This is a genomic window from Ralstonia psammae (assembly GCF_958405935.1).
Lineage (GTDB): Bacteria > Pseudomonadota > Gammaproteobacteria > Burkholderiales > Burkholderiaceae > Ralstonia > Ralstonia psammae.
Map to the genome: position 1 here is coordinate 473,794 of NZ_CATZBU010000003.1, position 23,167 is coordinate 496,960.

The following is a 23,167-nucleotide window of genomic DNA, read 5'->3' on the forward strand; positions in this document are numbered from 1 at the left end:
ATCGGCAAGATGATCTGGGCTTTCATTCTTGTTCTTGTGACCATTTTAGTCAATGGTCACAGTGAAAAAATCTGCGTGTCAGGGAGAAAGACTTCGGAGCACGAGGCTGGAGAGCAGCCCCGGCGCCGTCTCCGTGTAGTCAAAGCTGTACTGCAAAAGCAACGGATTCATGTACGGGCGCATGACGAGGTAGATCGCCGCCGCCGCCTCGTCCAACGGCGTCTTGCGCTCGAAGTCTCCGGTCTCCCGCCCTTCCTGCAGCACCTCGCGTAGCAACGTCTGGATGCGGCCCTCATAGGCGATCACCGATTGCCAGCGCTCCGTCGCTGCCGAAGCCGCGATCTCGTACAGCTTGCGGTCATGAGAAAACAACCGAATGCTGGCCTCCGTCAAGGCTTTGAACATGCGGCGCAGCTTCTCCGGGGGCGAGTCTGCCTCGGCCAGGGCAGTACTCACGTCGGCCTCGATCTCGCGCAGGCAGTTGGCGCAAATCATCTCGCCAATGGCCTGCTTGGACTCGAAGAACTTGTAGATGTAGGCCTTGGAAAAGCCAATGGCCTTGGCCAGATCGGACACGGCAGTCTTCTCGTAGCCGTAGCGGCTGAAGTGCTCGGTGGCGGCGGCGACGATCTGGTCTCGCACGTCGTGGTCCGCCGGGCCGCGGGCGGAGACGGGGTAAGGAGTGGTCTTCATGGGCTCCAGCTTACGCGAGTCGCGATAGTTGAACAACTTGTGACCATTTTGTACTATAGTCACCAAAAATCCGATGGAAGTCTCCCATGTTGCCAAAACACTCCCTCGCGGCCCTGCTCGTTGTCAGCCTCGCCACCGGGTGCGCTGTCGGCCCGGACTATGTGAAGCCTGATGCGCCGATTCCCGAACGATTCCAGGGCGAGACGGCCATTGAGCAGCGAACTGCGAATGCGGCCCCCGATCTGTCCGCGTGGTGGGCCGGCTTTGGCGATCCGCAGCTCACGCGGTTCGTCCAGCTTGCGCTGGAGCAGAACCTGGACCTCGCACAGGCCTTCGCCCGCGTCACGCAAGCCCGTGCGGGCCTGGGCGCCGCGAATGCCGCGTTGCTGCCCTCCGGCAATGTCACGGGCCAGGCAGCGCGTGCGTACCAATCCGTCGAAACGCCTTTAGGCCGCGTGTTGAATTCAAGGCCTGGCTTCGATCGCTACGGCAACGCGTTTGAAGCCGACGCCAACGCAAGCTGGGAGTTGGACGTGTTCGGCGGACTGCGCCGCGGCCGTGAGGCGGCTCTGGCGGATTACCAGGCCTCGCAGGCGGGGGCAGTCGCCACACGGCTGGCCGTGGCCGCACAGACTGCCGATATCTACATCACGATCCGCGGCTTGCAAACGCGCCTGAGGGTGGCGCGTCACCAAGTGCAGACGCAGGAGGAATTGCTCTCCACCATCAACCTGCTGTATGGCAAAGGCTTGGCGGCCGAGCTGCAGGTACGGCAGGCTGAAGGCGCGCTCGCTCAGGTGCGCGCGTCCATCCCGCAGCTTGAGACGGGCCTCGATGCGGCGATGAACGCGCTGGACGTGATGTTGGGCTCGCTGCCGGGCACGCACCGGGCAGAGCTTGCACAGGGCGGTGACATTCCGGCCGCTCCGCAAATTGCGATCGGCGGATCGCCGGGTGAATTGCTGAGGCGCCGCCCTGACCTCATCGTCGCCGAGCGCCGCCTGGCGGCATCCAACGCGCGCATCGGTGTCGCCATTGCCGAGTACTACCCGAAGTTCTCGCTCGGCGGCCTGCTGGGCAGCGCCACATCGGTGGGGGCCGGAAGCCTGTTCGGCAGCGGTGCCAGCCAATTTGCCGGCGTACTGGGCTTGCGCTGGCGCCTGTTCGACTTCGGCCGCATCAACGCGCAGATCGATCAGGCCAAGGGGCAAGAGGCCGAAATGCTGGCCGCCTACCGGCTCGCCGTGCTGCGCGCCACGGAAGATGTGGAGGACGCCTTCTCTGCCCTGGTCAAGCGCGAGGAGCAGGCGACCGTGCTCACGCAAGGCGTCGATTCGCTCAGTCGGGCGCGCAATGCTTCGTTTGCCGCGTATCAAAAAGGCGTCGTCAGCCTCATCGAAGTCCTGCAGGCAGACGACAGCCTGTTGCGTGCGTCCGACGCGCGCGCCCAGGCCCAAACGGAATCGGCACGTGCTGCCGTCGCAGCCTTCAAGGCGTTGGGCGGCGGCTGGCAGCCCGATCCCTCGACCGCCGTTGCAAGCAAATAGACGCTTCGCAAGAACCGATTTAACGCAGCTCCCGCTCACCCATACAGAAAGAATCTGCCATGTCGAATTCCAAAGTTGTTGTGATTACCGGCGTGTCCTCGGGCATCGGCCGCGCCACCGCCGCAAAGTTTGCCCTGCGGGGATGCCGCGTATTCGGCACCGTGCGCAACCTTGCACGAACGCAGCCGATCGCCGGTGTTGAACTGGTCCAGATGGACATTCGCGATGAAGCCTCGGTTCAGCAGGGAATCGAGACCATCATCAGGCAGGCTCAACGCATCGATGTGCTGGTCAACAGTGCAGGCGTGGCCCTGCTCGGCGCGACCGAAGAAACGTCAGTTGCCGAGGCCCAGACGCTGTTCGACACCAACGTGTTTGGCGTCTTGCGCACCACGCAAGCCGTGTTGCCGCACATGCGCGCGCAACGCTCGGGACGCATCGTGAATATCAGTTCGGTGCTCGGCTTTCTACCGGCACCGTACATGGGGCTCTACTCGGCATCCAAGCACGCGGTGGAGGGGATGTCCGAGACGCTGGACCACGAGGTGCGCAAGTTCGGCATCCGCGTGGCGCTTGTCGAACCCTCATTTACCAAGACCAGCCTGGATGCCAATGCGCCCCTCGCAGCTTCCAAGGTAGCCGCCTACGACGCTGAGCGCGGCGTGGTTTCCCAGGCCATTCAAACGAATGTCCAAAAGGCACCGGACCCCGATGGCGTCGCCAGCACGATCGTCGACGCCGCTTTGGGTGCATGGAAGATGCGTCGCACCCCCAAAGGCGAAGCCTCTCTTTTGCGCAAGCTGCGCCGCTTCATGCCCGCTGGCCCCGTCGATTCGGGCCTGAGGAAGACATTCGGACTCTCCTGAAGCGCATTGCCCCGAACGCTTCCGGCACGCGCACCATCGGAGACATGAGCGCCCTTGTGATGGTCACGCAAAAACTCAACAAAGCTCATGACGCGTCAAGACATGGGATGTGTGGTCAGAAAACATCCTGAATAGTGAAGACCGCATACCGCGACGGCCCGCGAGCGGGCTTGAGAAACCCGCTCGCTCATGCCAACCACAATGACGCCCGGCCCAACGACGCCGGCAAAGCCCTGCGCTCAAGGGAACGTCCCTCTGCGCTTGCCGCCAAGTCAGGCACCGAGGCCAATGGATGGGCTTAAAGCTGGCTCATGCCGCCGTCGGCAATGATTTCCGTGCCGACAATGAAGGCCGATTCCGGCGCCGACAGATGCAGCACTGTCGATGCAATCTCGTCCGGCCGGCCAAAGCGGCCCAGCGGCACTTGGCCCTGGATCTGCGCGGCCGTGGCAGCCAGCGTATCGGCATCCAGCCCGAGCTTGCCGTATAGCGGTGTCGTCACCGGACCGGGGCTCACCACATTCACGCGGATGCCCGAGGCGATCAGTTCACCGGACAGCGTCTTCGCCAGCGAGATCAGCGCAGCCTTGCTCGCCGCATACACCGACGAATTCGGCATGCCGATATGGGCGTTGATCGAACCGTTCAGCACGATCGACGTGCCCGGGTTGAGGATGGGCAGCAGCGCCTGAATCTGGAAGAACGCACCCTTCACGTTGGCGTTGAAGGTGGCATCCCACAGCCCCTCGTCCACGTCCGGTACGGCAGCAAACCTGGCCATGCCGGCGTTGATGAACACGGCGTCCAGACGCACGCCGGCCTCCTGCAGCTGGCGGGTCAGCTCACGCGCGGCGGCCACGGTGCCGGTTTCATTGCGGATGGCGATGGCGTTGTTACCCAGCGTGGCGCGCGCCATTTCCAGCGCTGCCGCATCACGGCCGGTAATGACCACGCGAGCGCCTTCCCGCGCAAATGCCTGGGCGGCTGCCAGGCCAATACCGCTGTTGCCCCCCGTGACCAGAACGGTCTTGCCTTCGAAGCGATTCATGATGTCCTCCAGTAGGAAAGTTGAACTTGAACAATCGCGTGACTGCAGTGTGGACGCGGTCAAGCGGTTTGCCATACGATCCTGACGATGAACACGTTCGAAGGAATTGCACATGTTGACGGACGAAGAATTGGCCTTGCTGGAAGCCATCCGCCAGACGGGCAGCCTGTCGCGCGCGGCAGCGCAATTGGGCAAGGCGCCGTCGACCGTGTCGTACGCCGCGCGGCAACTGGAGCAGCGCTTCGATGCCCTGCTGTTTGATCGGCGCCGCTACCGGCTGCAACTCACGCGTGCCGGGCTGCTCCTCACCGAAGAAGCCGCGCGGCTGGCGCAGGATGTGTCGCGCGTGACGCAGCGTGTGCGGCAGGTGGCCAACGGTTGGGAAGACCGCTTGTGGATCGTGACGGACGAGCTACTGGAGTTCGAATCGCTCATGTCTGTGATGCACGCGTTCGACGCGCTGCAATCGGGCGTGGCGCTGCGCGTGACGCACGAAGTGCTGGCCGGCACATGGGAGGCACTGCGCGATGGCCGCGCCGATCTCGTCATCGGGGCGACCAACGAGCCGCCGTCCATCCCCAACCTCGGGTGGTTCGAGCTGGGCGTGGTGGAGTGGGTGTTTGCTGTGTCGCCACGGCATCCGCTGGCTGCCATCGAGGCCCCGCTCACGCGCGAGGAAATCGCGCGGCACCGCGCCGTGGTGGTGGCCGATTCGGCGCGAACCACCGCCGGCCGCGCCTACGGCATGCTCAGCGGCCAACCGACGCTGGCCGTGCCCAGCATGCGTGCCAAGACGCTCGCCCAGCGCGACGGCCTGGGCGTTGGCTGGCTGCCGAGGCACCGCGTGGCGTCACTGCTCGCACGCGGGGAGCTGGTGGAAAAACGCACCACCGATCCGCGCGAGCCGAACCTGCTCTATGTCGGCTGGCGCAGCGGCGGTGTCGACGGCGAAGGCCGCGCACTCCAATGGTGGCTCGAGCAGCTACGGCAGCCCCGTCTGGCCAAGCGGCTGGTACAGGGCATCGACGCATTCGCCTGAAACTTCGCCGGGCCGTGTGATCTTGCCTATGCTGGGATGGCGCCGACGCCGCATCGCGTGTCAGCGCACCACAAGCGACGCCGACTGTTGCGGAATGATCAATGTTGCAGCGTTTGTCTTCTGACAAACCCTCGGATCGGTCAACGCGCGCTGCCGGCCGGCGTTAATCGGTCACGCACGTATCTCCGTGCCTCGTTGAGGGTCTCGTTATGAAACTGTCTGCGTTGATGTTTTCAATGGGTGCGCTGGTGATGGGCTCGGCGTTTGCACAAGGCACCGCCGCACCCGCCACCGCACCGGCAGCGGCTCCGGCGGCCGTCCACGCGGTCTGCAAGGACGGCACGCCCTACAGCGGCGCGACGCTCAAGGGCGCTTGCCGCGGCCATGGCGGTGTCGACAAGAAAGCGAGCGCAGGCGGTGCGGCGCCCGCGGCAGCAGCTGCCGCGCCGGCCCCGGCCAAACCCGCGGCTGCCGCGCCCGCTGCGCCTGCCGCAGCACCGACTCCGGCACCCGCAGCCAAACCTGCAGCCGCAGCGCCTGCCAAGCCTGCCGCTGCCGCCACCGTTGCGCCCGGCGGCGGCCCCGACAAGGTATGGGCCAATGCCAGCACGAAGATCTACCACTGCCCGGGCGATCGCTACTACGGCAAGACCAAGCAAGGCGAATACATGACCGAAGCCGACGCCAAGGCCGCTGGTATGCGCCCAAGCCGCAACAAGGCCTGTACCAAGTAACACACGCCTGAAGCCCACCCGCACGCCGCGGCCCACACCCGGGTCGCGGCGTCGTCCATTTCAGCCGGATCACCGCATCGCATGCCCCCCAGCAACGAACATCCCGCCGCCGCCCTGCAACACCCGGAGAGCTTCGCCCCGTTGGGCGTGCCGCCCCAACCGCCACAGCAGCGCGTGGTGCGCGACGTCATCGCGGGGTTCTCGATTGCGGGCCTGCTGCTGCCCGAAGCCGTTGCCTATGCAGGCATCGCCAGCCTGCCGCCACAGGCCGGCCTGATCGCATTGCTGTGCGGCCTGGTGGTCTATTCGCTGGTCGGCACGAGCCGCTTTGCCATTGTCTCGGCCACCTCGTCGTCGGCCGCCGTGCTGTTTGCGACGGTGCTCTCGGAGCCTGGTGCCAGCGGCGCAACGGCGCTCACGATGGCGGCGGCGCTCATCATCGCGACGGGGGTGCTGTTCATCCTGGCGGGCGCGGCGCGGCTGGGCGGCATGTCGGATTTCATCGCGCGGCCGGTGCTGCGCGGCTTTACGTTCGGGCTGGCGCTGACGATTGCCATCAAACAGTTGCCCAAGATCCTCGACGTGACGGTGCACCACAGCGACACGCCACGCGTTGCGCTGGATCTGATCACCAGTGCGGCCAGTGCCAACCAGTACAGCACGACATTGGGCGCGGTCGCACTCGCCCTGCTCTTCGGCCTGGGGCGCTGGGGGCGTATTCCGGCCACGCTGGTGGTCATCGTGCTGGCCATCGCGGCGGGCTACTGGATCGACTGGCACACCTATGGCATTGCCGTGGTCGGCCATATCGACCTGCAGAACATCAGCTTCGGGGTACCCGACCTGGGCCGCACGCAATGGATGCAAAGCGCCGAACTCGGCTTTGCGCTGATGCTGATCCTCTACGCAGAGTCGTATGGCTCGATCCGCAACTTCGCGCTCAAGCACGGCGATGGCATCTCGGCCAACCGTGACCTCGTCGCACTGGGCTGCGCGAATCTGCTCTCGGGCCTGCTGCATGGCATGCCCGTCGGCGCCGGGTATTCAGCCACGTCTGCCAACGAAGCAGCGGGCGCGCAATCGCGTCTGGCCGGACTGTGCGCAGCGGCCGTGGTGGCGCTGATCGTGTGGCTGTTCCTACCGCAGCTCGCGCGCATTCCCGAGCCGGTGCTGGCGGCCATCGTGATCTTTGCGGTGAGCCACTCGCTCCATCCGGCCGTCTTCAAACCGTACTGGGCCTGGCGCCGCGACCGGCTAGTGGTGATCGCCGCGTTGCTCGCCGTGCTGGTGCTGGGCGTGCTGCATGGGCTCCTGGCCGCGATTGGCGTGAGCCTGCTGCTGACCCTGCGCCAGCTCTCCGAGCCCAACGTGAGTGTGCTCGGCCGCCTGCGCGAGAGCCACGATTTCGTCGATGTGTCTCTGCACCCGGAAGCCAAGCCTGTGCCCGGCGTGCTGATCGTCCGGCCCGAAGTTCCCCTGTTCTTCGCCAACACCGAACGCGTGCTGGGCACGGTGCGCGCGATGCTGCAACAGCCGCACGAGCCCGCCCTGCGCGCCATCATGCTCAGTCTGGAAGAAACGCCGGACGTGGACGGCTCGGCCATCGAAGCGCTGCGCATCTTTGCCGCCGAATGTGCCGCGCGCGGCCTGCAGTTGATGTTTGTGCGGCTCAAGCCGCGGGCGCTGACCGTGCTGCAGCGCGCGGCCGACGACACGCTGCGCCCCGAGATGCTGCACGAGCTGAGTGTGGATGAGTGTGTGCAGTCGTTGGCCGCAACTGCCGACACGCAGGTCGGTGCCTAGCTCGACAACGCTGCCGCATTCCAGACGCCAGCCGTCGCCGCGTCCCGCACATAGTCGGCAAAATCCCGCGGCGCCCGCCCTAAGGCCCGCTGCACGCCATTGGCCACCTGCGTATTGCGGCCATCCAGCACCTCGCTGAACAGCTTGCCTAGAAATTCCGCAAACTCGCGCGGCACGTAGTCAGACAGCATGTCGACATACGCGCCTGTCTCCATCGGCTGATAGTGGATGTCGCGGCCGAGGGCACCACTCAGGATGTCGGCCACTTCCGCAAATGTCAGCGCGCGCGGGCCGGTCAGCTCGTACAACTGGCCAATGTGGCGCACATCTGTGAAGGCAGCGACTGCGGCATCGGCCAGGTCATTGGCATCCACAAACGGTTCGGCGACATTGCCGGCGGGCAGCGCAAGCACGCCAGCCAGCACAGGCTCAAGCAGATGGCCTTCGCTGAAATTCTGGTTGAACCAGGCGGCCCGCAGCACCGTCCAGGCGAGTCCGCTGTTCTGCACGATGGCTTCGCAGTGCTGTGCGGCCAGCTCGCCTCGGCCAGAGAGCAGCACAAGGTGGCGAACGCCGGCCGCCTTGGCCGCATCGACGAACGCCGCGATGGCCGCCTCGGCACCCGGCGCGGCCAAGTCCGGCTGGTAGGTTATATAGACCCCTTCCACGCCGGCCAGCGCCGCGCGCCAGGTGACGGAGTCTTCCCAGTCGAATGCGGGGCTGGCACTGCGCGAGCCCTCCCGCACGACCACGCCGCGGGCACGCAGGCCTTGGGCGACACGTGCGCCGGTCTTGCCGGTGGCGCCAAGAACGAGGACGGAAGAGACAGGGAAGATGCGGGAAGACGGGACGATCGGCATGGTGGCGCTCCTGAAGGCATGGGGGTGGAAAACGCCTCCAGTATGGAAAGACGCGCCGTTCCTGGCGTGATTGGGCGTCCGCCATTCATGCTCGATCGTCCAGAACAGCGCAGAATGCGCCTGTCCTCAAACCGGCTGCCACCATGAATACGCCCGCCCCCTGGACCCACGTCGACCCACTAGGCGAAGCGCTGCACTTCCTGCGCATGACCGGCATGTTCTATTGCCGCTCGGAATTCTCTGCGCCGTGGGGGCTCGCGCTCCCGCCCATGCCCGATTGCATGATGCTGCACGTGGTGGCCAGCGGCCGCGCCTGGCTGGAGTTGGATGGCGAGGTGCCCCGCGCGCTCAGCGCTGGCGACTTGGCTATCGTGCCGCGCGGTACGGGGCACAGGCTGACCAGCCAGCCGGGCGTGGCCTCCGCCGGCCTGTTCGACCTGCCGCGCGAGTTGATGAGCGAGCGCTACGAGGTGCTGCGCCACGGTGGCGGCGGCGAGCCCGCGCAGATGATCTGCGCAGCCGTGCGCTTCAGCCACCCGGCTGCGCAACGGCTGGCGGCGCTGCTGCCCGCCGCACTGTGCGTCGACAGTCGCCAGTCGCCGCACGCGCAATGGATCGACCAGACGCTGCGTTTCATGGCTGCCGAGGCCCGCACGCTGCAACCCGGCGGCGAAACCATGGTGACGCGGCTGGCGGACATCCTCGTCATCCTTGCCATCCGCGAATGGATCGAGCGTGATCCGGCCGCGCGAATCGGTTGGGTAGGCGCGTTGCAGGACAAGCAGATCGGCCGCGCGATGGCGCGCATCCACCGCGAGCCCGAACGGGATTGGACGTTGAACGCCCTCGCCGACGAGGCGGCCATGTCGCGCTCTGCATTTGCGGCGCGCTTCACGCGGCTGGTGGGCGAATCGGCCATGCAATACGTCGCCCGATGGCGCATGCAGATTGCGCTGGGCTGGCTGCAGGAAGAACGCGTGCCCCTGGCCGAAGCCGCCAGCCGGCTGGGTTACCAGTCGGAGGCAGCGTTCAGCCGGGCGTTCAAGCGGTTCAATGGGGTGACGCCCGGGGCTGCGCGACGCACGTCAACCTCGGAGCGGACGGGCTAGCGCGAAGCGTTGCCCGCTACGCGCGCGCCTTCGAGGATGATGCGTGCCAGCTTGGCGTAGTCGCCATCAAAATGATGGCCGCCCGGCAGCTTGACAAGCTGCACCTGCTTCGGATCCAGGCCCGGGCAGTTGGTGTCCTTCTCTTCCTTGCCGTAGATGCACATGCCCAGGCCCGCCGGCAGCTTCTGCACCTCGGGCAGAATCAGCAGGCCGGACGCGCTGCTCGACACCCAGTTCGTCATGTGGAACTCAAAATCCGCGCGCTTGCCCAGGCCCATCATCACGGCCAGCGCGACATGCTCGCGCGACGCCGCCGGCAACCGGTTGACGATGAAGGGCAGCACGTCTGCGCCTTGCGAATAGCCGATCAGCAAGGCTTTCTGTTTCTTCCAGCGCGACGCATAGAAACGCACGAGGCGATCCATGTCGGCCGCAGCAGAAGCCGGCGTACGCGGCGTCCAGAAGTAGCGCAGCGAATCGATGCCGACCACGGGCACGCCCGACTTGGACAGCGCTGCGGCGACCTCCTTGTCGAGTCCTGCCCAACCACCGTCACCCGAGAGCAGCACCGCGAACAGCTCGGATGATGTTCCGGGCTGCGCGAGCACTTCGATGATCGGCAAATCAGACACCGCCGCAGGTGGCGGCGGCGGCGGCGGTTTGCGTTGTGCAACGAGCTTGGCAAAGGCGGTCTTGAACGGCTCGCTGGCGGTCACGGGCGGTGCATTGGCAACCGATGCCGTGGCCGGCAACGCCACCGATTGCGCCCCGGAAATCGTATCGATAAAGGCCTGCGTGGCACGCGCTTCGCACAGCGGACCGGAGCGGCGCGCAAACGACGTCAGCGTGCCCGATTGCAGCGCCACCCACGGCGCCGACAATTTCGTGGCAGGCAACAGGACCACACCAGCGTTCTCGGGCGGCTTGACGCGCTTGGCGGTGGTGCGGCTCTCACTCATGCGGCGGCTGAAGTGCACGCCCTCGCCCTTGCACAGGGGCTTGCGCAGCTCCAGCACCGGGCAGAACTCCATCGACATGGCTGCGGCGAAGATGTTCGGGCGCGCCTGGGCAATCATGGCGTAGGCCAGCGCACCGCCTTCGTTGTCGCCAACGAGGATGGGCGGGAAGTAACCCGGCACCTTCTCGTAGGCCTGCAGGAAGCGGCTGAAGTTTTCGAGATCGCCGTCGGGGAAGGCGCAATCGCCCACGTCTGCCTCCAGGCTGGCGAACAGCGCGGGCGTCGACAGACCTGCTACCAATGCGCCCTGCTGCGCAAGGCCCTCTGCCATGCGCGATGCGGCGGGCGTCCAGCCCAGGTCGCCCGAGAGCATCAGCACGACGGAGCGGATTTCGCCCTTGGGCTTGTAGACCGGCACATCGCGAAAGCGCCCGTGCGTGACGAACTCGACAGCGCCCGGTGCAGCCGCGGGCGTAGGAGGCGCCACCACGGGCAGCGACAGCACGCCGCCGTTGGCGGCCTTGTTGGCGGTAACGGCAGCGGCGCTCATCTGCAGGCGCGGCGGCATGTCGCCCTGAGGGGACACTGCTGTGACGCCGCTGGCTCCGGTCATGCCGACGGGCGGCACCAACACCGAGCCCTGGGCACGCACCGGCGCCGCAGGCTTGGGCGCAGCCGCCGGCGCATCGGCGGCCACAGCCCACGACGCGGCCAGTGTCAGGGCCATCGCGCCCAGACATGCGCCCCGACGCAAAGCGTCGCGTAGCACTCCCCGATGCCGCGCCTCTTGCGTGCGCGGTGCTTGCCAACTCATTTGGAGATCACTCCCTTCAAGCCGCCACTGATCAGCGCGGCGACGTCCGTCAATGTGAATAGCGGCGCAATACCGCCACGCGCGAGTAGGTAGCGGGCTTCCCACACCGGCTCGAACTTGTCCTTGAAACTGCGCAGTCCTCTGAAATTGTAGAAGCGCGCACCGTGTCGGAACATCATCCGTCCGAAGCGGTGCCAGCGCGGCGCAAGCTGATGCTCAACCATGCCAGACATGGGTGCCATGCCTAGCCCGAAACGCTGATACCCCTCCGCCTGGAAGTGGAGGATGAGCTTGCCGAACAGGAAATCCATCGTGCCGGGTGGCACGTCGCTGCGATAACGCATGAGGTCGACACTCGCCTCGATGCGCAGCACGTCGGGGCACATCAGCGTGGCAAATGCCAGGATGACGCCCTCGCGGCGCACCACGGCCACGGGCTGGCTGCGGATGTAGCGGTCTTCAAATGCGCCGAGCGAAAAGCCCTTCTCACGTGCGTTCTGGTTGCGCAGCCATTCGTCGGAGATGGCGCGCAATTCGTCGAGCACGGTGGGCACGTCTGCCTTCGGCACGATTTCGAACGACAGGCCTTCGCGCTCACCGCGCGTGACGCCGTGGCGCAGGTTGGCGCGGCGCGAGCCCTTCAGGCTGAACTCGGGCAACGACACGTAGGCTTCTTCGCCCAGCTTGTAGGCGCGCAGGCCCGCATCCAGATACAGCGACAGCGTCTGCGGGCGCGTCTTGTAGAACGCGGCGCGGCCCCCGTGCGCGTCGGCCATTTCGATAAAGCGCCAGATCAGCTCGGGCCATTCCTGCTGCGCGCCCACGGGGTCCGACAGCGCCACCCACGAGCGCCCCTGCTTGGCGTACATGATGAACGCGTTGCCCGACGGCGAGAACAGCAGGCTCTTGTCGCCCATCAGCGCGAGCACGGCATCGGCGGCGGGCTGCTTGCGGACGATCTCGGCGGCGCGGGCGAGTTCTTCGTCGCTGGGGAAGGTCGTGACGCCCGGCTCCTTGCGAAAGAGCTGGCGCATGCCGAACCCGAGCCCCGTCACGGCCACCGCCATCAGCGCGCGTATGGAGCGCGGCGCATCGCCGTCAAACGTGAATTGCCACCAGAGCTGGTTGGCGTAGGCCACCTCGCGGTAGGCGAAGAAGAGGATCCACACGCACGCCGCAAACACGCAGACCATGGCGAGCAGCCACCCCGCCTCCAGCCGCTGCGAGAACAGCGACGACGGCCGGTCAAACTGCCGGCGCGAGATGACGAGCAGCACCGCCAGCGTCACCAGCACCGCCATCTCCGACACGGCAATGCCCTTGGGCAGCGCCAGCACGCCGGTGAGCAGCGACAGCACCAGCGCGGCCCACCACGCGGCATCCAGCCGGTGCAGCAGCCCGCGTGCGACAAACAGCATGATGAGCCCCGCCACGCTGCCGATCATGTGCGAGGCTTCCACCACGAACAGCGGCACATGCATGCGCAGGAGGTCTTCGGCTTCGTCGCTGGCGGGGGTGACGCCCGAGACGAGCAGCATCACGCCTGCCACCATCGTCAACGCGGCCAACAGCCCCGGCGACAGCTTGACCGCAGCTCGGCCGAACGGTGCCCCGGCGCCCGAGCGCAGCTCGAACACGCCAAGCATGGCGGCGGCCACGACCAGCGGCAGCAGGAAGTAGATGACGCGGTAGAACAACAGCGCCGCCAGCACCTCAGCCGGCGGTGCCTGGCCGCTGCAGCCCAGCAGGATGACGGCCTCGAATACGCCCAGGCCGCCCGGGCTCTGGCTCAGCACCCCCAGCGTGACCGCCAGCGCGTAGAACGCCACAAACGTCGGCAGATCGACGGCGCCTGCCGGCATCAGCACCCACAGCGCCGCCGCAGCCGCAATCATGTCCGCCGCCGAAATTGCAAACTGCCGCGCGGCCAGCCCCGGCGGCGGCAGGCGGATCTCCCACCGGCCGAACAGCGTCACGTGGCGCTGCCGCATGCACAGCACCAACAACGCCACGACGCCGGCCAGCACCAGCAGTGCCACGACTTCGAGCAACGCCGCTGGCAAGTGCGCAATGGAAGCGATGTGCGGCGCGCCCCACAACAGCCCGACCGCACCAAAGGCCGTGGTGGACACGCCCAGCGCGCCCGCATCAAAGGCCACCGCCTCTGTCACGCGCGCGGGATCAACCCCGGCCGCGCTGTACAAGCGCGTGCGCACCGCCCCGGCCGTAAATGAACCGAGGCCGACGGTGTTGCCCAGCGCATAAGCAATGAACGAGGTGGTGGCCACGGTAGCGGGCGCCACATGCGCGCCTACATAGCGCAGGCCGGACGCGTCGTAGCCGGTCAGGGCGGCGTAACTCAGCGCCGTGGCAAGCACGGCCAGCATCAGGTGCGAGCGTGGCGTGGCCTGCAGCGCGGAGACCATGTCGGCGTAATGCACATGGTCGAGCAGCGCATACAGGCTGTCGAACACCAGCGCGCCAAGCATGAGCACCACACCGATCACGATCCAGCCGGTGAGACCAAGGCCCGAGTCGGAGCGCGCAGGCGCGGCAGGCGCGGTGTGGGCCGATGATCGGCGTGATGTTGGACTGGCGTCGTTGGACGCGGCGTCAGGCATGGTGAAAACGAAATCCTGCTGGCTTGGCGAAATGCCTGGTCGAATCGACATGCGAATCCGGGCACGCCAAGGGGGGAGCGCGGCAAGCCAGACCGTCGAAGCCCACGCTCCGCACGGTATCGACTTATTGATTGACCCCTGACCTACCCGCGCGGGCTTGTTGCACGCGCCGGTGTTCTCTCGACCCGCGCTTCAAACGGCGCGTGTGCTGGATTCGCACGTTGTTTGCGGCCTACGTAATACGGTTGAAGCGACCGATTCGTTGACACGCATTCCGTATTTTACGGTTTGGGCGCACTCCCCGGCGCCTTGGGCGGCACATGGGGTTTGCCGGCATCGACAGAAACCGGGTCGCTGGCGGGAAAGGTTTCCTCAATCCCCTCGTCGAGCCGGGCTTCCTCGTGCGTATCGGCCACGGGAGGATGCGGGTTGGCGGGCGCTGGGGTGGGCGAGGCGCGATCGTCTGGCTTTGGCATGACGTTCTCCAAGGATGCTTACCCAGAATAGGCAAAGCCGACCTAACAGGATGACATGGAGGACGGCGTGGGCATATGTCGGGCGGGCGGCGTGCTCGGCGCCACGGGTGCGGCACTCAGCCGATGCTCAGCAAGCGGTGCGCCAGCGCCCCCCCTCAGGCAGTGGGCAAACGGGAGAAGCGCCGCGCTCGCAAACGTTTTCTTTCCCGAAAACGTCCTAGATAGTATTGCGTAGGAAGGTGGAGTTCGGTACACAATCGAAGCTATCGTTTTCAATATTTTCACAATTCTGCGCATGCCTTTACAGCGCGCCACCGGTGCATTCCTGCGGCGGCCCTCTCTGCTGATCATCGGCGCTTCGGTGCTGTCGCTGGTGCTGGCCGCCCTCACCGCCCTGTCACTGTGGGAAATGCGCACGGACGCGCTGGCCCGCGCACGCGATGCTGCCGACAACCTCTCGCTGATCCTGCAGCGCGACATCGCCCGGAACATCGAGGTGTATGACCTGTCGCTGCAGGCCGTGATCGACGGCGTGCGGGATCCCGCCATGCTGGCGCTGCCGCCCGCCGTTCGCCAGCTCGTGCTGTTCGACCGGTCGACCAACGCGCAGGACCTGGGCTCCCTGCTGGTCACCAACCAGGCCGGCGACGTGGTCATCGATTCACATTCGGTGCCGCCGCGGCATATCCACCTGGGCGACCGCGACTACTTCCAGGTGCACCAGGGCTCCGCGGACGTCGGGCTGTATATCAGCGAGCCATTTACCCCGCGCGTGACCGGCCTGGAAAAGTCACTCGGACTCAGCCGGCGCCTGAACGGCCCGCACGGCGAATTCAACGGCATCGTGGTCGGCACGCTGCGCCTGAACTACTTCCGTCGGCTGTTCGACGGCATCAACCTCGGCCCGCATGCCGCTGTGACACTCGTGCGCACCGACGGCACGCTGCTCATGCGGCGCCCGTACAGCGAAAAAATCATCGGCCGCAGTCTGGCCGATGCCACCGCCTTTCAGAAGCGCCTGCTCGCGCCGGAAGGTTCCTATGTGGACATCGCCGCTATTGACGGTATTGAGCGCCTCTTCAGCTTCCGCCATATCGGCGATCACCCGCTGATCGTCAGCGTAGGCCTGGCCACCGAAGACATCTACGCCGAGTGGTGGCAGCGCGCGTGGGTGATCGGCGGCATCGTGCTGGTGCTCGACGCGGTGTTCATGGGGCTGTCGTTCTTGTTTGCCGGGCAACTGCGCAAGCGGCTGGAGATGGAACGGCAGCTTCAACTGCTGGCCAATACCGACAGCCTGACCGGGCTCGGCACGCGCCGCGCGCTGGACTCCGCGCTGGACGCGGAATGGCGCCGCGCCAATCGGCATCACACGCCGATGGCGGTGCTGATGATCGACGTGGACGACTTCAAGCGCTACAACGACCGCTACGGCCATGCCGCCGGCGACACCGCACTGCGCACCGTGGCGCGCTGCCTGAACGACAGCATCAAGCGCCCCGGCGATTTTGCCGGCCGCTACGGCGGCGAAGAGTTCTGCGCGGTGCTGCCGAATACGGACCTCAGCGGCGCCGTGCGCGTGGCAGAAAACATTCGCGCCGCCGTTCTGGCCGCTGACGAGCCCAACGCAGGAAGCGCGTACGGCAAGCTGACGGTGAGCATCGGGGTGGCCGTGCATTCGGGCGTTGCCGCCGAGGACGACACGCTGGAAGATATCGTTCGACTGGCCGACGGGCGACTGTATGAAGCCAAGGCTGCCGGCCGCAACGTCGTCATCCCGCGGCACGAGCGGCCCAAGCTGGCGGTTGTCTAGACCGACGCCCGCCCCCTCCTTTGGGGGCATGCCATCATCGGCCGCCGCTTGTGCAAAATGCCGTGGGCTTTCAGGAAACCGCCGTGAGCAAACCTCCGCATTCCCACTTCGATACGTCGGCGCTACCGCGCGAGCATCAATTCGCGGCGTGGCGGGACGCCATCAACGTGCTGTTCGACACGCGCTCCGCCGCGCCCCAATCGCATGGCTTTCAGGCCAGCGTCGACGCTTATCTGTGCGGCGAGTCGGGGATGGGCATGATCAGCGCGCAAGCCCAGCACTATGATCGGTCCCGCTCTAAGCTGGGCCGCGACGGCATGGATGTCTACGTGCTCCAGTACTACCTGGAAGGCAGTTGCGGACAGCGTGACGGCGCCAGCGGCACCGCCACGCGCCCCGGCGATCTGTTCATCGTCGACGCGGCGCAGCCGCTCGCCACAAGCACGACCGACAGCCGCTTCCTCAGCCTGGCCGTGCCACGGCGCCTGCTGGCGCCGTTGCTGCGCGCACCGGACGAACTCAGCATGCGCGTGTTGCGCGGCGATGCGCCGATGGTCGGGCTGCTGCGCGATCACCTGTGCTCGCTCTACCACTCCGTCGGAAAGCTGACCGATGCCGAGGCGCAGGCCGTCATTCCGGGCACGCTGCAACTGGCCGCGGCGGCCATCAACTGCCAGGTGACCGAAGCCAACGCGCCTGCCGTGAAGGAAAGCCTGTTTGCATCGATCTGCAGGCACGTGCAGCACAACCTGTCCGATCTCACGCTGTCGCCCGAAGGCGTCGCCGTGCAGTTCGGCATCTCACGCGCCACGCTGTACCGGCTGTTCGAGCGCGAAGGCGGCTTTTTCAACCACCTGCGCCTGCAGCGGCTGCGGCAATGCCACGCGATCCTGGCCGACCGGTCGCAGACGCACCGCTCGGTGGCGGAAATCGCGCAGACCTACGGCTTTTCCGACGCATCGAACTTTGCACGTGCGTACCGCCGCGCGTCGGGCATGTCGCCGCGTGAGACACGCATGCTGGCCGTCGAAGGCCGCGCCGCTGCCATGCCCTTCGTGCAGCACAAGGACTGGCGCACCTGGGTCATACAGATGCGCTGAGGCGCGTGCGGCGCCCTCCCCCCGCACTCACTTTCCCCTCCCACCTCCCACGCCTTGCCGCCCCCGGCCTGAGACGCGTTGACAGGTTCGCGCGACGGCCGAACCGGTTGGCGGCAGCAGCCGCTTTCTTCGTTGAATCCCAGCCGGCGTGCGTGCGAGCATCCGGCCCGACCTGACGAGTGCCCATGCGCTCGCGGCGGGCACGAGCGACGTGCTCTCTCTTCGTCGAACAGGTCAAAGCGGTGCGGACATTCCGCGCTTTGCACAACACACAACGACAAAACGGGGGTCTCGTGAAAGACATAACGGGAAAAACGCTTGCCCTGACGCTGTTCGCCACCTTGGCCTTGGCCGCGTGCGGTGGTGGTGACTCGGGAAGCACCACGGCAAGCAACGCCGGCAACACCGGTGGCAATACCGGGGGCAATACGCCGCCCGCATCCACCTGCGCGGAAACCGGCGTCGACGCAAAGTACGCCTGCCAGACGGGCAGCACCGAGCCGCTGTATGCCTACCAATGGGCACTCAAGCAGGCGACGAGTTTCTTTGCGGCATTCGGTCTCGTGGCCAACGGCACGACCGACATCGACGTAGAGGACGCGCACAAGGCCGGCATCAAAGGCCAGGGCGTGAACGTGCTCGTGCTGGACGACGGCATCGACGTGCACAACGAAGACCTGTTCGCCAATGCCAACTCGAACATGACGCACAACTTCGACGATGGCTCGAACGATCCGACACCGGAAGACATTCCCGCAAACATCAATGACGCGCATGGCACCAACGTGGCCGGCATCATCGCCGCGGCGCAGAACGGCAAGGGCGTGATGGGGATCGCGCCGCGCGCGACGCTGGGCGGGGCGCGCTACATCGGTGCGGCCAATCCGGACACGACCGCGGCCTACGGCGGCGCGGACTGGTCGAAGAACGGTCACATCATCAATGCGTCGTACGGCGCGAACCCTCCGTCTCCGCTGGAGTACGACACCTCCACGTCCACACAGGCAGCGGTGCGCGCATTCCCGAACTTGCGCGGCGGGCGCGGGCTCGTCATGCTCAAGGCGTCGGGCAATGAATACGAGTCCATCAACGACGGCATCGGCGTGCCGCCGCGCACGTGCCCGACCGTGGGTGGCACCCCCGGCATGATCGGCTGCGAAAACCCCGCAAACGACCCCGAAGCGCTGGAGCCGGGCGTGATCGTGGTCGGCGCGGCCAACGCGAAGGGCATCAAGTCCAGCTACTCCAACGCGGGCGCAGTCAACTGGGTCACCGGCCTGGGCGGCGAGTTCGGCAACGGCGGCAAATACGGCGAAGTGGGCAGCGGGCCGATGATCTTCTCGACCGACCTGTCCGGCTGCGCACGCGGCTATAGCCGCAATGGTGTCAGCGACACCAACGATTTCGCGATCGGCGGCTCGGAAACCAATGCCAAAGACAACGCGAAGTGCGACTACTCCAGTATGAACGGCACGTCGGCAGCCACGCCCACGCTGTCGGGCGTGGTCGCGCTGATGCTGGCGGCCAACCCGAACCTGACGTGGCGCGATGTACGCGAGATCCTGCGCGCCACGGCCCGCAAGGTTGACGCCGACTACGGCAGCCGTGAAGGCCGCAACGCCAAGATCGACCTGACCAGCAACACGGCCACGGCTGACACGAGTGCCACCCTGGTTGATGGCGCCACCACCGCACGCCTGGACTACGGCTGGCAGACCAACGCCGCCGGCTATGCGTATTCCACGTGGTACGGCTTCGGGCTGGTCGACGCATCGGCCGCCGTGAAGATGGCCAAGGCCACCACCGTCTACAAGCCGGCCAGCCTGTCGGTGCCGGATTTCACCGCCGCCTTTGCCAACGTCAACCAGTTGAACTACGGCGCGGTGCAGAAGCTTGGCCAGTTCAGTGTGTCGGGCACCGACAAGGTCGACGCCCTGCAACTGCGCGTGTCGGGCTCGGTGTGCGTCGGTAGCATCGGCTTCTTTGTGAAATCGCCCTCGGGCACGGTGTCCGCGTTGTCCCTGCCGTACAACGGCTATTACAACAACGGCGTGGATACCGTGAACAAGTACGGCCTTGGCAGCTACGCGTTCTACGGCGAGAACGCAGGGGGCACGTGGGAGGTCTACGCCGTAAGCGGCGTACCGACCAATGCCTGCTCGACGTACCAGCCGCAAGGCGGCACCCATACCGTGACCCTGGCCACGCCGCTGGCCGTGGAATACCGCGTGATTGCCGCCAAGTGAGCCCGTTCGGAGAACATTCAACATGATCAATACAACGTTTATGAAGACCGTCGCGCTAGCGGCGCTCCTTTCGATGGGCTCGGCGTGCCAGGCGGCTGACCTGACGGTCGGCAAGCACCTGAGCACGCAGGAACTGGCGCGATACGCGAGCGCGCCGACGGTGCAGATCGAATCGCAGTCGTTCAAGGTGCTCTCCAGCGGCACACGCACCAGGGCAGCGGGCGCTGCATCCGCTGCCGTGACGCAGGTGGCCAATGAGCGCGGCGTGGTGGGCGAGAGCCGCAACGAGGTGGTCGTCTCGCAGGTGTCGGTTGACAGCGTGCGTCAGGCGGCGGCAGGGCTGACGGTCACACCAGTGTCGGCGGAGTATTACGGCCACCTGAACATCAGCACACTGCGCTTTGCGTCGTTCCAGGATGCCGTGAATGCGCGTGCGCTGCTCAAGAAGACGCTGCCGCAGGCACGGGTGGACGTTCCGATCCAGTACGCCAAGCCCGTGGCACGCTGATCCACTGCCGCCCCACCACGCAAAACGCCCTGCCTTCGCGCAGGGCGTTTTGCGTGGAGGGCGTATCATCCCGGCCTTTTCCCAAGCCAGGACACCACCATGACCAAGGCCACCGGCAGCTTCGAAGCGCTGGCCGCACGCGAAGGCGGCCTGCAGCACCGCCTCTCTTCTGCGCAACTCACCATGATCGCCATCGGCAGTGCGATCGGCACCGGCTTGTTCCTGGGCAGCGGCGCGGCCATTCAGTTGGCCGGCCCGGGTGTCATCGCCAGCTATGCCATCGGGGCTGCAATTGCGCTGCTGCTGATGGGCTGCCTGGCCGATATGGTGGTGGCCCACCCGACCACCGGTTCTTTCGGCGCATATGCCGAGCACTACGTAAGCCCGCTCGCCGGCTTCCTGGTGCGTTATGCGTACTGGGCGGCCGTCGTCTTCGTGATCGGCGCAGAAGTGACGGCGGTGGCGGTGTACATGGGGTACTGGTTTCCGGGGGTGCCGGCGTGGGTGTGGATCATGGGGTTCTCGGCCGTGCTGGTGTGGATCAACGCCAGCAGCGTCGAGGTGTTTGGCGTGGCCGAATACTGGTGCTCGATGATCAAGGTGGTCGCCATCGTCGCGTTTCTGGCGGTGGCAAGCTACGCCATCCATCGCGCGCCCGATGGTGGCCCGATCGGTTTTCACAACTACGTGAGCGCGGGTGGCTTTCTGCCGCACGGCTGGAATGGCGTGTGGTTCGGTGCGGTGGTCAGCATCTTCAGCTTCTTCGGTATCGAGCTGATCGCCGTGGCCGCGGGCGAGGCACGCGAGCCCGAAGCTGCCGCCACCAGCGCATTCCGCTCCACGCTGTTCCGGCTGGTGTTCTTCTACCTCTGCACGCTCGCGCTGATGCTGGCCGTCGTGCCGTGGCAGCAGGCCGGCACGGGCAAAAGCCCCTTCGTGCGGGTGATGGAAATCCTCGGCATTGCCGGGGGTGCGGGCGTGATGAACTTCGTGGTGCTCACGGCGGCACTGTCGTCGATGAACGCGCAGCTGTATGTGTCGACGCGCATGCTGTTCAGCCTCGCGCGCGGCGGGCAGGCGCCCAAGGCGCTGGGCGCGGTAAACGAACGCGGCGTGCCGCTGCGCGCACTGGCGGTGTCCAGCTCCGGCGCGGCATTGGCCGCCGTACTGAGCGTGGTGCTGCCGGGGCACTCGTTCCTGCTGATGATGTCGCTGGCGATGTTCGGCGCGCTGTTTACGTGGTTCGTCATCTTTGTCACGCACTTGCGCTTCCGGCGTGCGGCGCAGCGCGAAGGCCGCACCCTGCGCTTTCGTATGTGGGGCTTTCCGGTGCTGACCACGCTTGGCGCGATTGCCATGGCGGCCATCATCGTGAGCACGGCGTGGATGCCCGATTTCCGGATGACGCTGGTGGTGGGTGTCCCCTTCCTGGTGGCGATGGCGGTGGTGTTCCGGTGGGTGCGCGGCCCGGCAGTGAACGCCTGACCGCGCACCAGGATCAGGCGCGCGCCAATGCCTGGTCCAGATCGGCCAGCAGGTCATCGATATGCTCGATGCCGATGGATAGCCGGATCGTCTCCTGCCGCACGCCCGCCTTGGCAAGTTCGGCTTCCGAGAGCTGCCGATGCGTGGTCGATGCCGGATGCGTGGCCAGCGACTTCGCATCGCCAATGTTCACCAGCCGCGTGAACAACTGCAGCGCGTCCTGAAAGCGCGCCCCGGCGGCAAAGCCGCCCTTCACGCCAAACGTGAGCAACCCTGGCGCCTTGCCTGAGAGGTACTTCCTCACGTGTGCGTGATCGGGGTGGTCGTCCAGGCTGGCGTGGTTGACCCACTCCACTTTGGCGTGGCCCCGCAGATGCCGTGCGATGTGCGCGGCATTCTGCGTGATGCGGTCGATGCGCAAGCCCAGCGTCTCGATGCCCTGCAGGATCAGGAACGCGTTGAACGGCGACAGCGCCGCGCCGGTATTGCGCAGCGGCACCACGCGAGCGCGGCCGATATACGCAGCGTCGCCCAGCGCTTCCGTGTAGACGACGCCGTGGTAGCTCACGTCCGGCTCGTTCAAACGCTTGAAGCGCGCCTTGTGCTTGGCCCACGGAAACTTGCCCGAATCGACAATCGCTCCGCCCAGGCTCGTGCCGTGGCCGCCCAGATACTTCGTCAGCGAATGCACAACGATGTCGGCGCCGTGCTCGAAGGGCCGCGTCAGATACGGCGTCGGCACGGTGTTGTCGACGATGAGCGGCACGCCGTGGCGATGCGCGATCTCGGCCAGCGCGGCAATGTCGGTGACGTTGCCCAGCGGGTTGCCGACCGTCTCGGCAAAGATGGCCTTGGTGCGGTCGTCGATCAGCGCTTCGAACGATGCGGGGTCGCGCGGATCCGCAAAGCGCGTGGTGATGCCCGACAGCGGCAGCGTGTGCGCGAACAGGTTGTAGGTGCCGCCGTATAGCGTGCTGGCCGAGACGATGTTGTCGCCCGCCTCCGCAATGGTCTGGATCGCATACGTCACGGCCGCCTGCCCCGACGCCAGCGCCAGCGCGCCGATGCCGCCTTCGAGCGCGGCAATGCGCTTCTCCAGCACATCGTTGGTCGGGTTCATGATGCGCGAGTAGATGTTGCCCGGCACTTTCAGGTCGAACAGATCGGCGCCGTGCTGGGTGTCGTCAAACGCAAACGCAACGGTCTGGTAGATCGGCACCGCCACCGCGCGGGTGGTTGGGTCGGCACTGTAGCCGCCGTGGACAGCCACGGTGTCGAGTTTCCAGGCAGGGGTAGTGCTCAAGGACGGCTGCGTCATGGTGCGTCTCCGGAAGGTTGGTCCGGCGAGCATATGGGCAGGCCTTCGGCGGGGGAACGACCGTTTTTGCCTTTGGTTATGCGCGAAACGACGGAATGCGGATGCCGCATGCGGTCATGCGGATCTCGC

The 23,167-nt window shown here is 66.1% G+C and carries 18 protein-coding genes; 11 read left to right on the forward strand and 7 right to left on the reverse strand.

Translation table 11 applies throughout. From position 1 onward, the window contains the following. Positions 1-78: 78 nt before the first annotated feature. On the reverse strand, positions 79-693 hold the full coding sequence (locus R2N16_RS08930) for a TetR/AcrR family transcriptional regulator (RefSeq protein WP_316665271.1): 615 nt from the start codon (positions 691-693) through the stop codon (positions 79-81). Between the two features lie 86 nt (positions 694-779). Here R2N16_RS08930 and R2N16_RS08935 point away from each other — a divergent pair, with 86 nt between their 5' ends. After that, a complete protein-coding gene (locus tag R2N16_RS08935; protein WP_316665272.1) occupies positions 780-2,240 on the forward strand; it encodes an efflux transporter outer membrane subunit in 1,461 nt (486 codons plus the stop codon). 59 nt (positions 2,241-2,299) lie between these two features. Beyond that, complete coding sequence (locus R2N16_RS08940; RefSeq protein ID WP_316665273.1) at positions 2,300-3,106, forward strand: oxidoreductase; 807 nt, start codon at positions 2,300-2,302, stop codon at positions 3,104-3,106. Positions 3,107-3,404: 298 nt separating this feature from the next. Here the strand turns inward: R2N16_RS08940 and R2N16_RS08945 are convergent, their stop codons facing one another. Next, entirely contained in the window at positions 3,405-4,154 is a 750-nt protein-coding gene (locus R2N16_RS08945) for an SDR family oxidoreductase (RefSeq protein ID WP_316665274.1), read from the reverse strand. Positions 4,155-4,266: 112 nt separating this feature from the next. On the opposite strand from R2N16_RS08945, the gene R2N16_RS08950 reads away from it, so the two are divergent. The 3 genes from R2N16_RS08950 (at position 4,267) to R2N16_RS08960 (ending at position 7,730) form a co-directional block, all read left to right on the forward strand. Then, entirely contained in the window at positions 4,267-5,193 is a 927-nt protein-coding gene (locus R2N16_RS08950; protein ID WP_316665275.1) for a LysR family transcriptional regulator, read from the forward strand. 209 nt (positions 5,194-5,402) lie between these two features. Then, positions 5,403-5,927 carry a DUF3761 domain-containing protein gene (locus tag R2N16_RS08955; protein ID WP_316665276.1) on the forward strand — a complete coding sequence of 175 codons (525 nt, stop codon included), beginning with the start codon at positions 5,403-5,405 and terminating at the stop codon, positions 5,925-5,927. 81 nt (positions 5,928-6,008) lie between these two features. Next, positions 6,009-7,730 (forward strand): SulP family inorganic anion transporter, encoded by a 1,722-nt coding sequence (locus R2N16_RS08960; protein WP_316665277.1) that lies wholly within the window; start codon positions 6,009-6,011, stop codon positions 7,728-7,730. On the opposite strand, the gene R2N16_RS08965 is transcribed toward R2N16_RS08960, so the two are convergent. Continuing rightward, positions 7,727-8,590: an NmrA family NAD(P)-binding protein gene (locus R2N16_RS08965; protein ID WP_316665278.1), complete on the reverse strand. Its 864-nt coding sequence runs from the start codon at positions 8,588-8,590 to the stop codon at positions 7,727-7,729. The two genes, R2N16_RS08960 and R2N16_RS08965, sit on opposite strands and share 4 nt — an antisense overlap. A gap of 143 nt (positions 8,591-8,733) precedes the next feature. On the opposite strand from R2N16_RS08965, the gene R2N16_RS08970 reads away from it, so the two are divergent. After that, complete coding sequence (locus R2N16_RS08970; protein WP_316665279.1) at positions 8,734-9,699, forward strand: AraC family transcriptional regulator; 966 nt, start codon at positions 8,734-8,736, stop codon at positions 9,697-9,699. Here R2N16_RS08970 and R2N16_RS08975 read toward each other — a convergent pair. From R2N16_RS08975 to R2N16_RS08985, 3 genes are all read right to left on the reverse strand, one after another. Beyond that, positions 9,696-11,471, reverse strand: a complete 1,776-nt coding sequence (locus R2N16_RS08975; protein WP_316665280.1) for a virulence factor — start codon at positions 11,469-11,471, stop codon at positions 9,696-9,698. The two genes, R2N16_RS08970 and R2N16_RS08975, sit on opposite strands and share 4 nt — an antisense overlap. Further along, positions 11,468-14,092 (reverse strand): bifunctional lysylphosphatidylglycerol flippase/synthetase MprF, encoded by a 2,625-nt coding sequence (mprF, locus tag R2N16_RS08980; protein WP_316665417.1) that lies wholly within the window; start codon positions 14,090-14,092, stop codon positions 11,468-11,470. The genes R2N16_RS08975 and mprF overlap by 4 nt, the downstream gene beginning before the upstream one ends. A 281-nt stretch (positions 14,093-14,373) precedes the next feature. Continuing rightward, positions 14,374-14,568 carry a hypothetical protein gene (locus tag R2N16_RS08985; protein ID WP_316665281.1) on the reverse strand — a complete coding sequence of 65 codons (195 nt, stop codon included), beginning with the start codon at positions 14,566-14,568 and terminating at the stop codon, positions 14,374-14,376. A gap of 295 nt (positions 14,569-14,863) precedes the next feature. Here R2N16_RS08985 and R2N16_RS08990 point away from each other — a divergent pair, with 295 nt between their 5' ends. The 5 genes from R2N16_RS08990 to R2N16_RS09010 all read left to right on the forward strand — a co-directional run bounded on the left by R2N16_RS08990 (position 14,864) and on the right by R2N16_RS09010 (position 21,720). Next, on the forward strand, positions 14,864-16,381 hold the full coding sequence (locus R2N16_RS08990) for a sensor domain-containing diguanylate cyclase (protein ID WP_316665282.1): 1,518 nt from the start codon (positions 14,864-14,866) through the stop codon (positions 16,379-16,381). Between the two features lie 83 nt (positions 16,382-16,464). Next, on the forward strand, positions 16,465-17,481 hold the full coding sequence (locus R2N16_RS08995) for a helix-turn-helix domain-containing protein (RefSeq protein ID WP_316665283.1): 1,017 nt from the start codon (positions 16,465-16,467) through the stop codon (positions 17,479-17,481). 293 nt (positions 17,482-17,774) lie between these two features. Beyond that, positions 17,775-19,727, forward strand: coding sequence for a S8 family serine peptidase (locus R2N16_RS09000; protein ID WP_316665284.1), 1,953 nt, complete (start codon positions 17,775-17,777; stop codon positions 19,725-19,727). 22 nt (positions 19,728-19,749) lie between these two features. Beyond that, entirely contained in the window at positions 19,750-20,235 is a 486-nt protein-coding gene (locus R2N16_RS09005) for a hypothetical protein (RefSeq protein WP_316665285.1), read from the forward strand. A gap of 99 nt (positions 20,236-20,334) precedes the next feature. Continuing rightward, positions 20,335-21,720 (forward strand): amino acid permease, encoded by a 1,386-nt coding sequence (locus R2N16_RS09010; RefSeq protein ID WP_316665286.1) that lies wholly within the window; start codon positions 20,335-20,337, stop codon positions 21,718-21,720. A gap of 13 nt (positions 21,721-21,733) precedes the next feature. Here R2N16_RS09010 and R2N16_RS09015 read toward each other — a convergent pair whose 3' ends face one another. Then, positions 21,734-23,038, reverse strand: a complete 1,305-nt coding sequence (locus tag R2N16_RS09015; RefSeq protein ID WP_316665287.1) for an O-acetylhomoserine aminocarboxypropyltransferase/cysteine synthase family protein — start codon at positions 23,036-23,038, stop codon at positions 21,734-21,736. Positions 23,039-23,167: the final 129 nt, after the last annotated feature.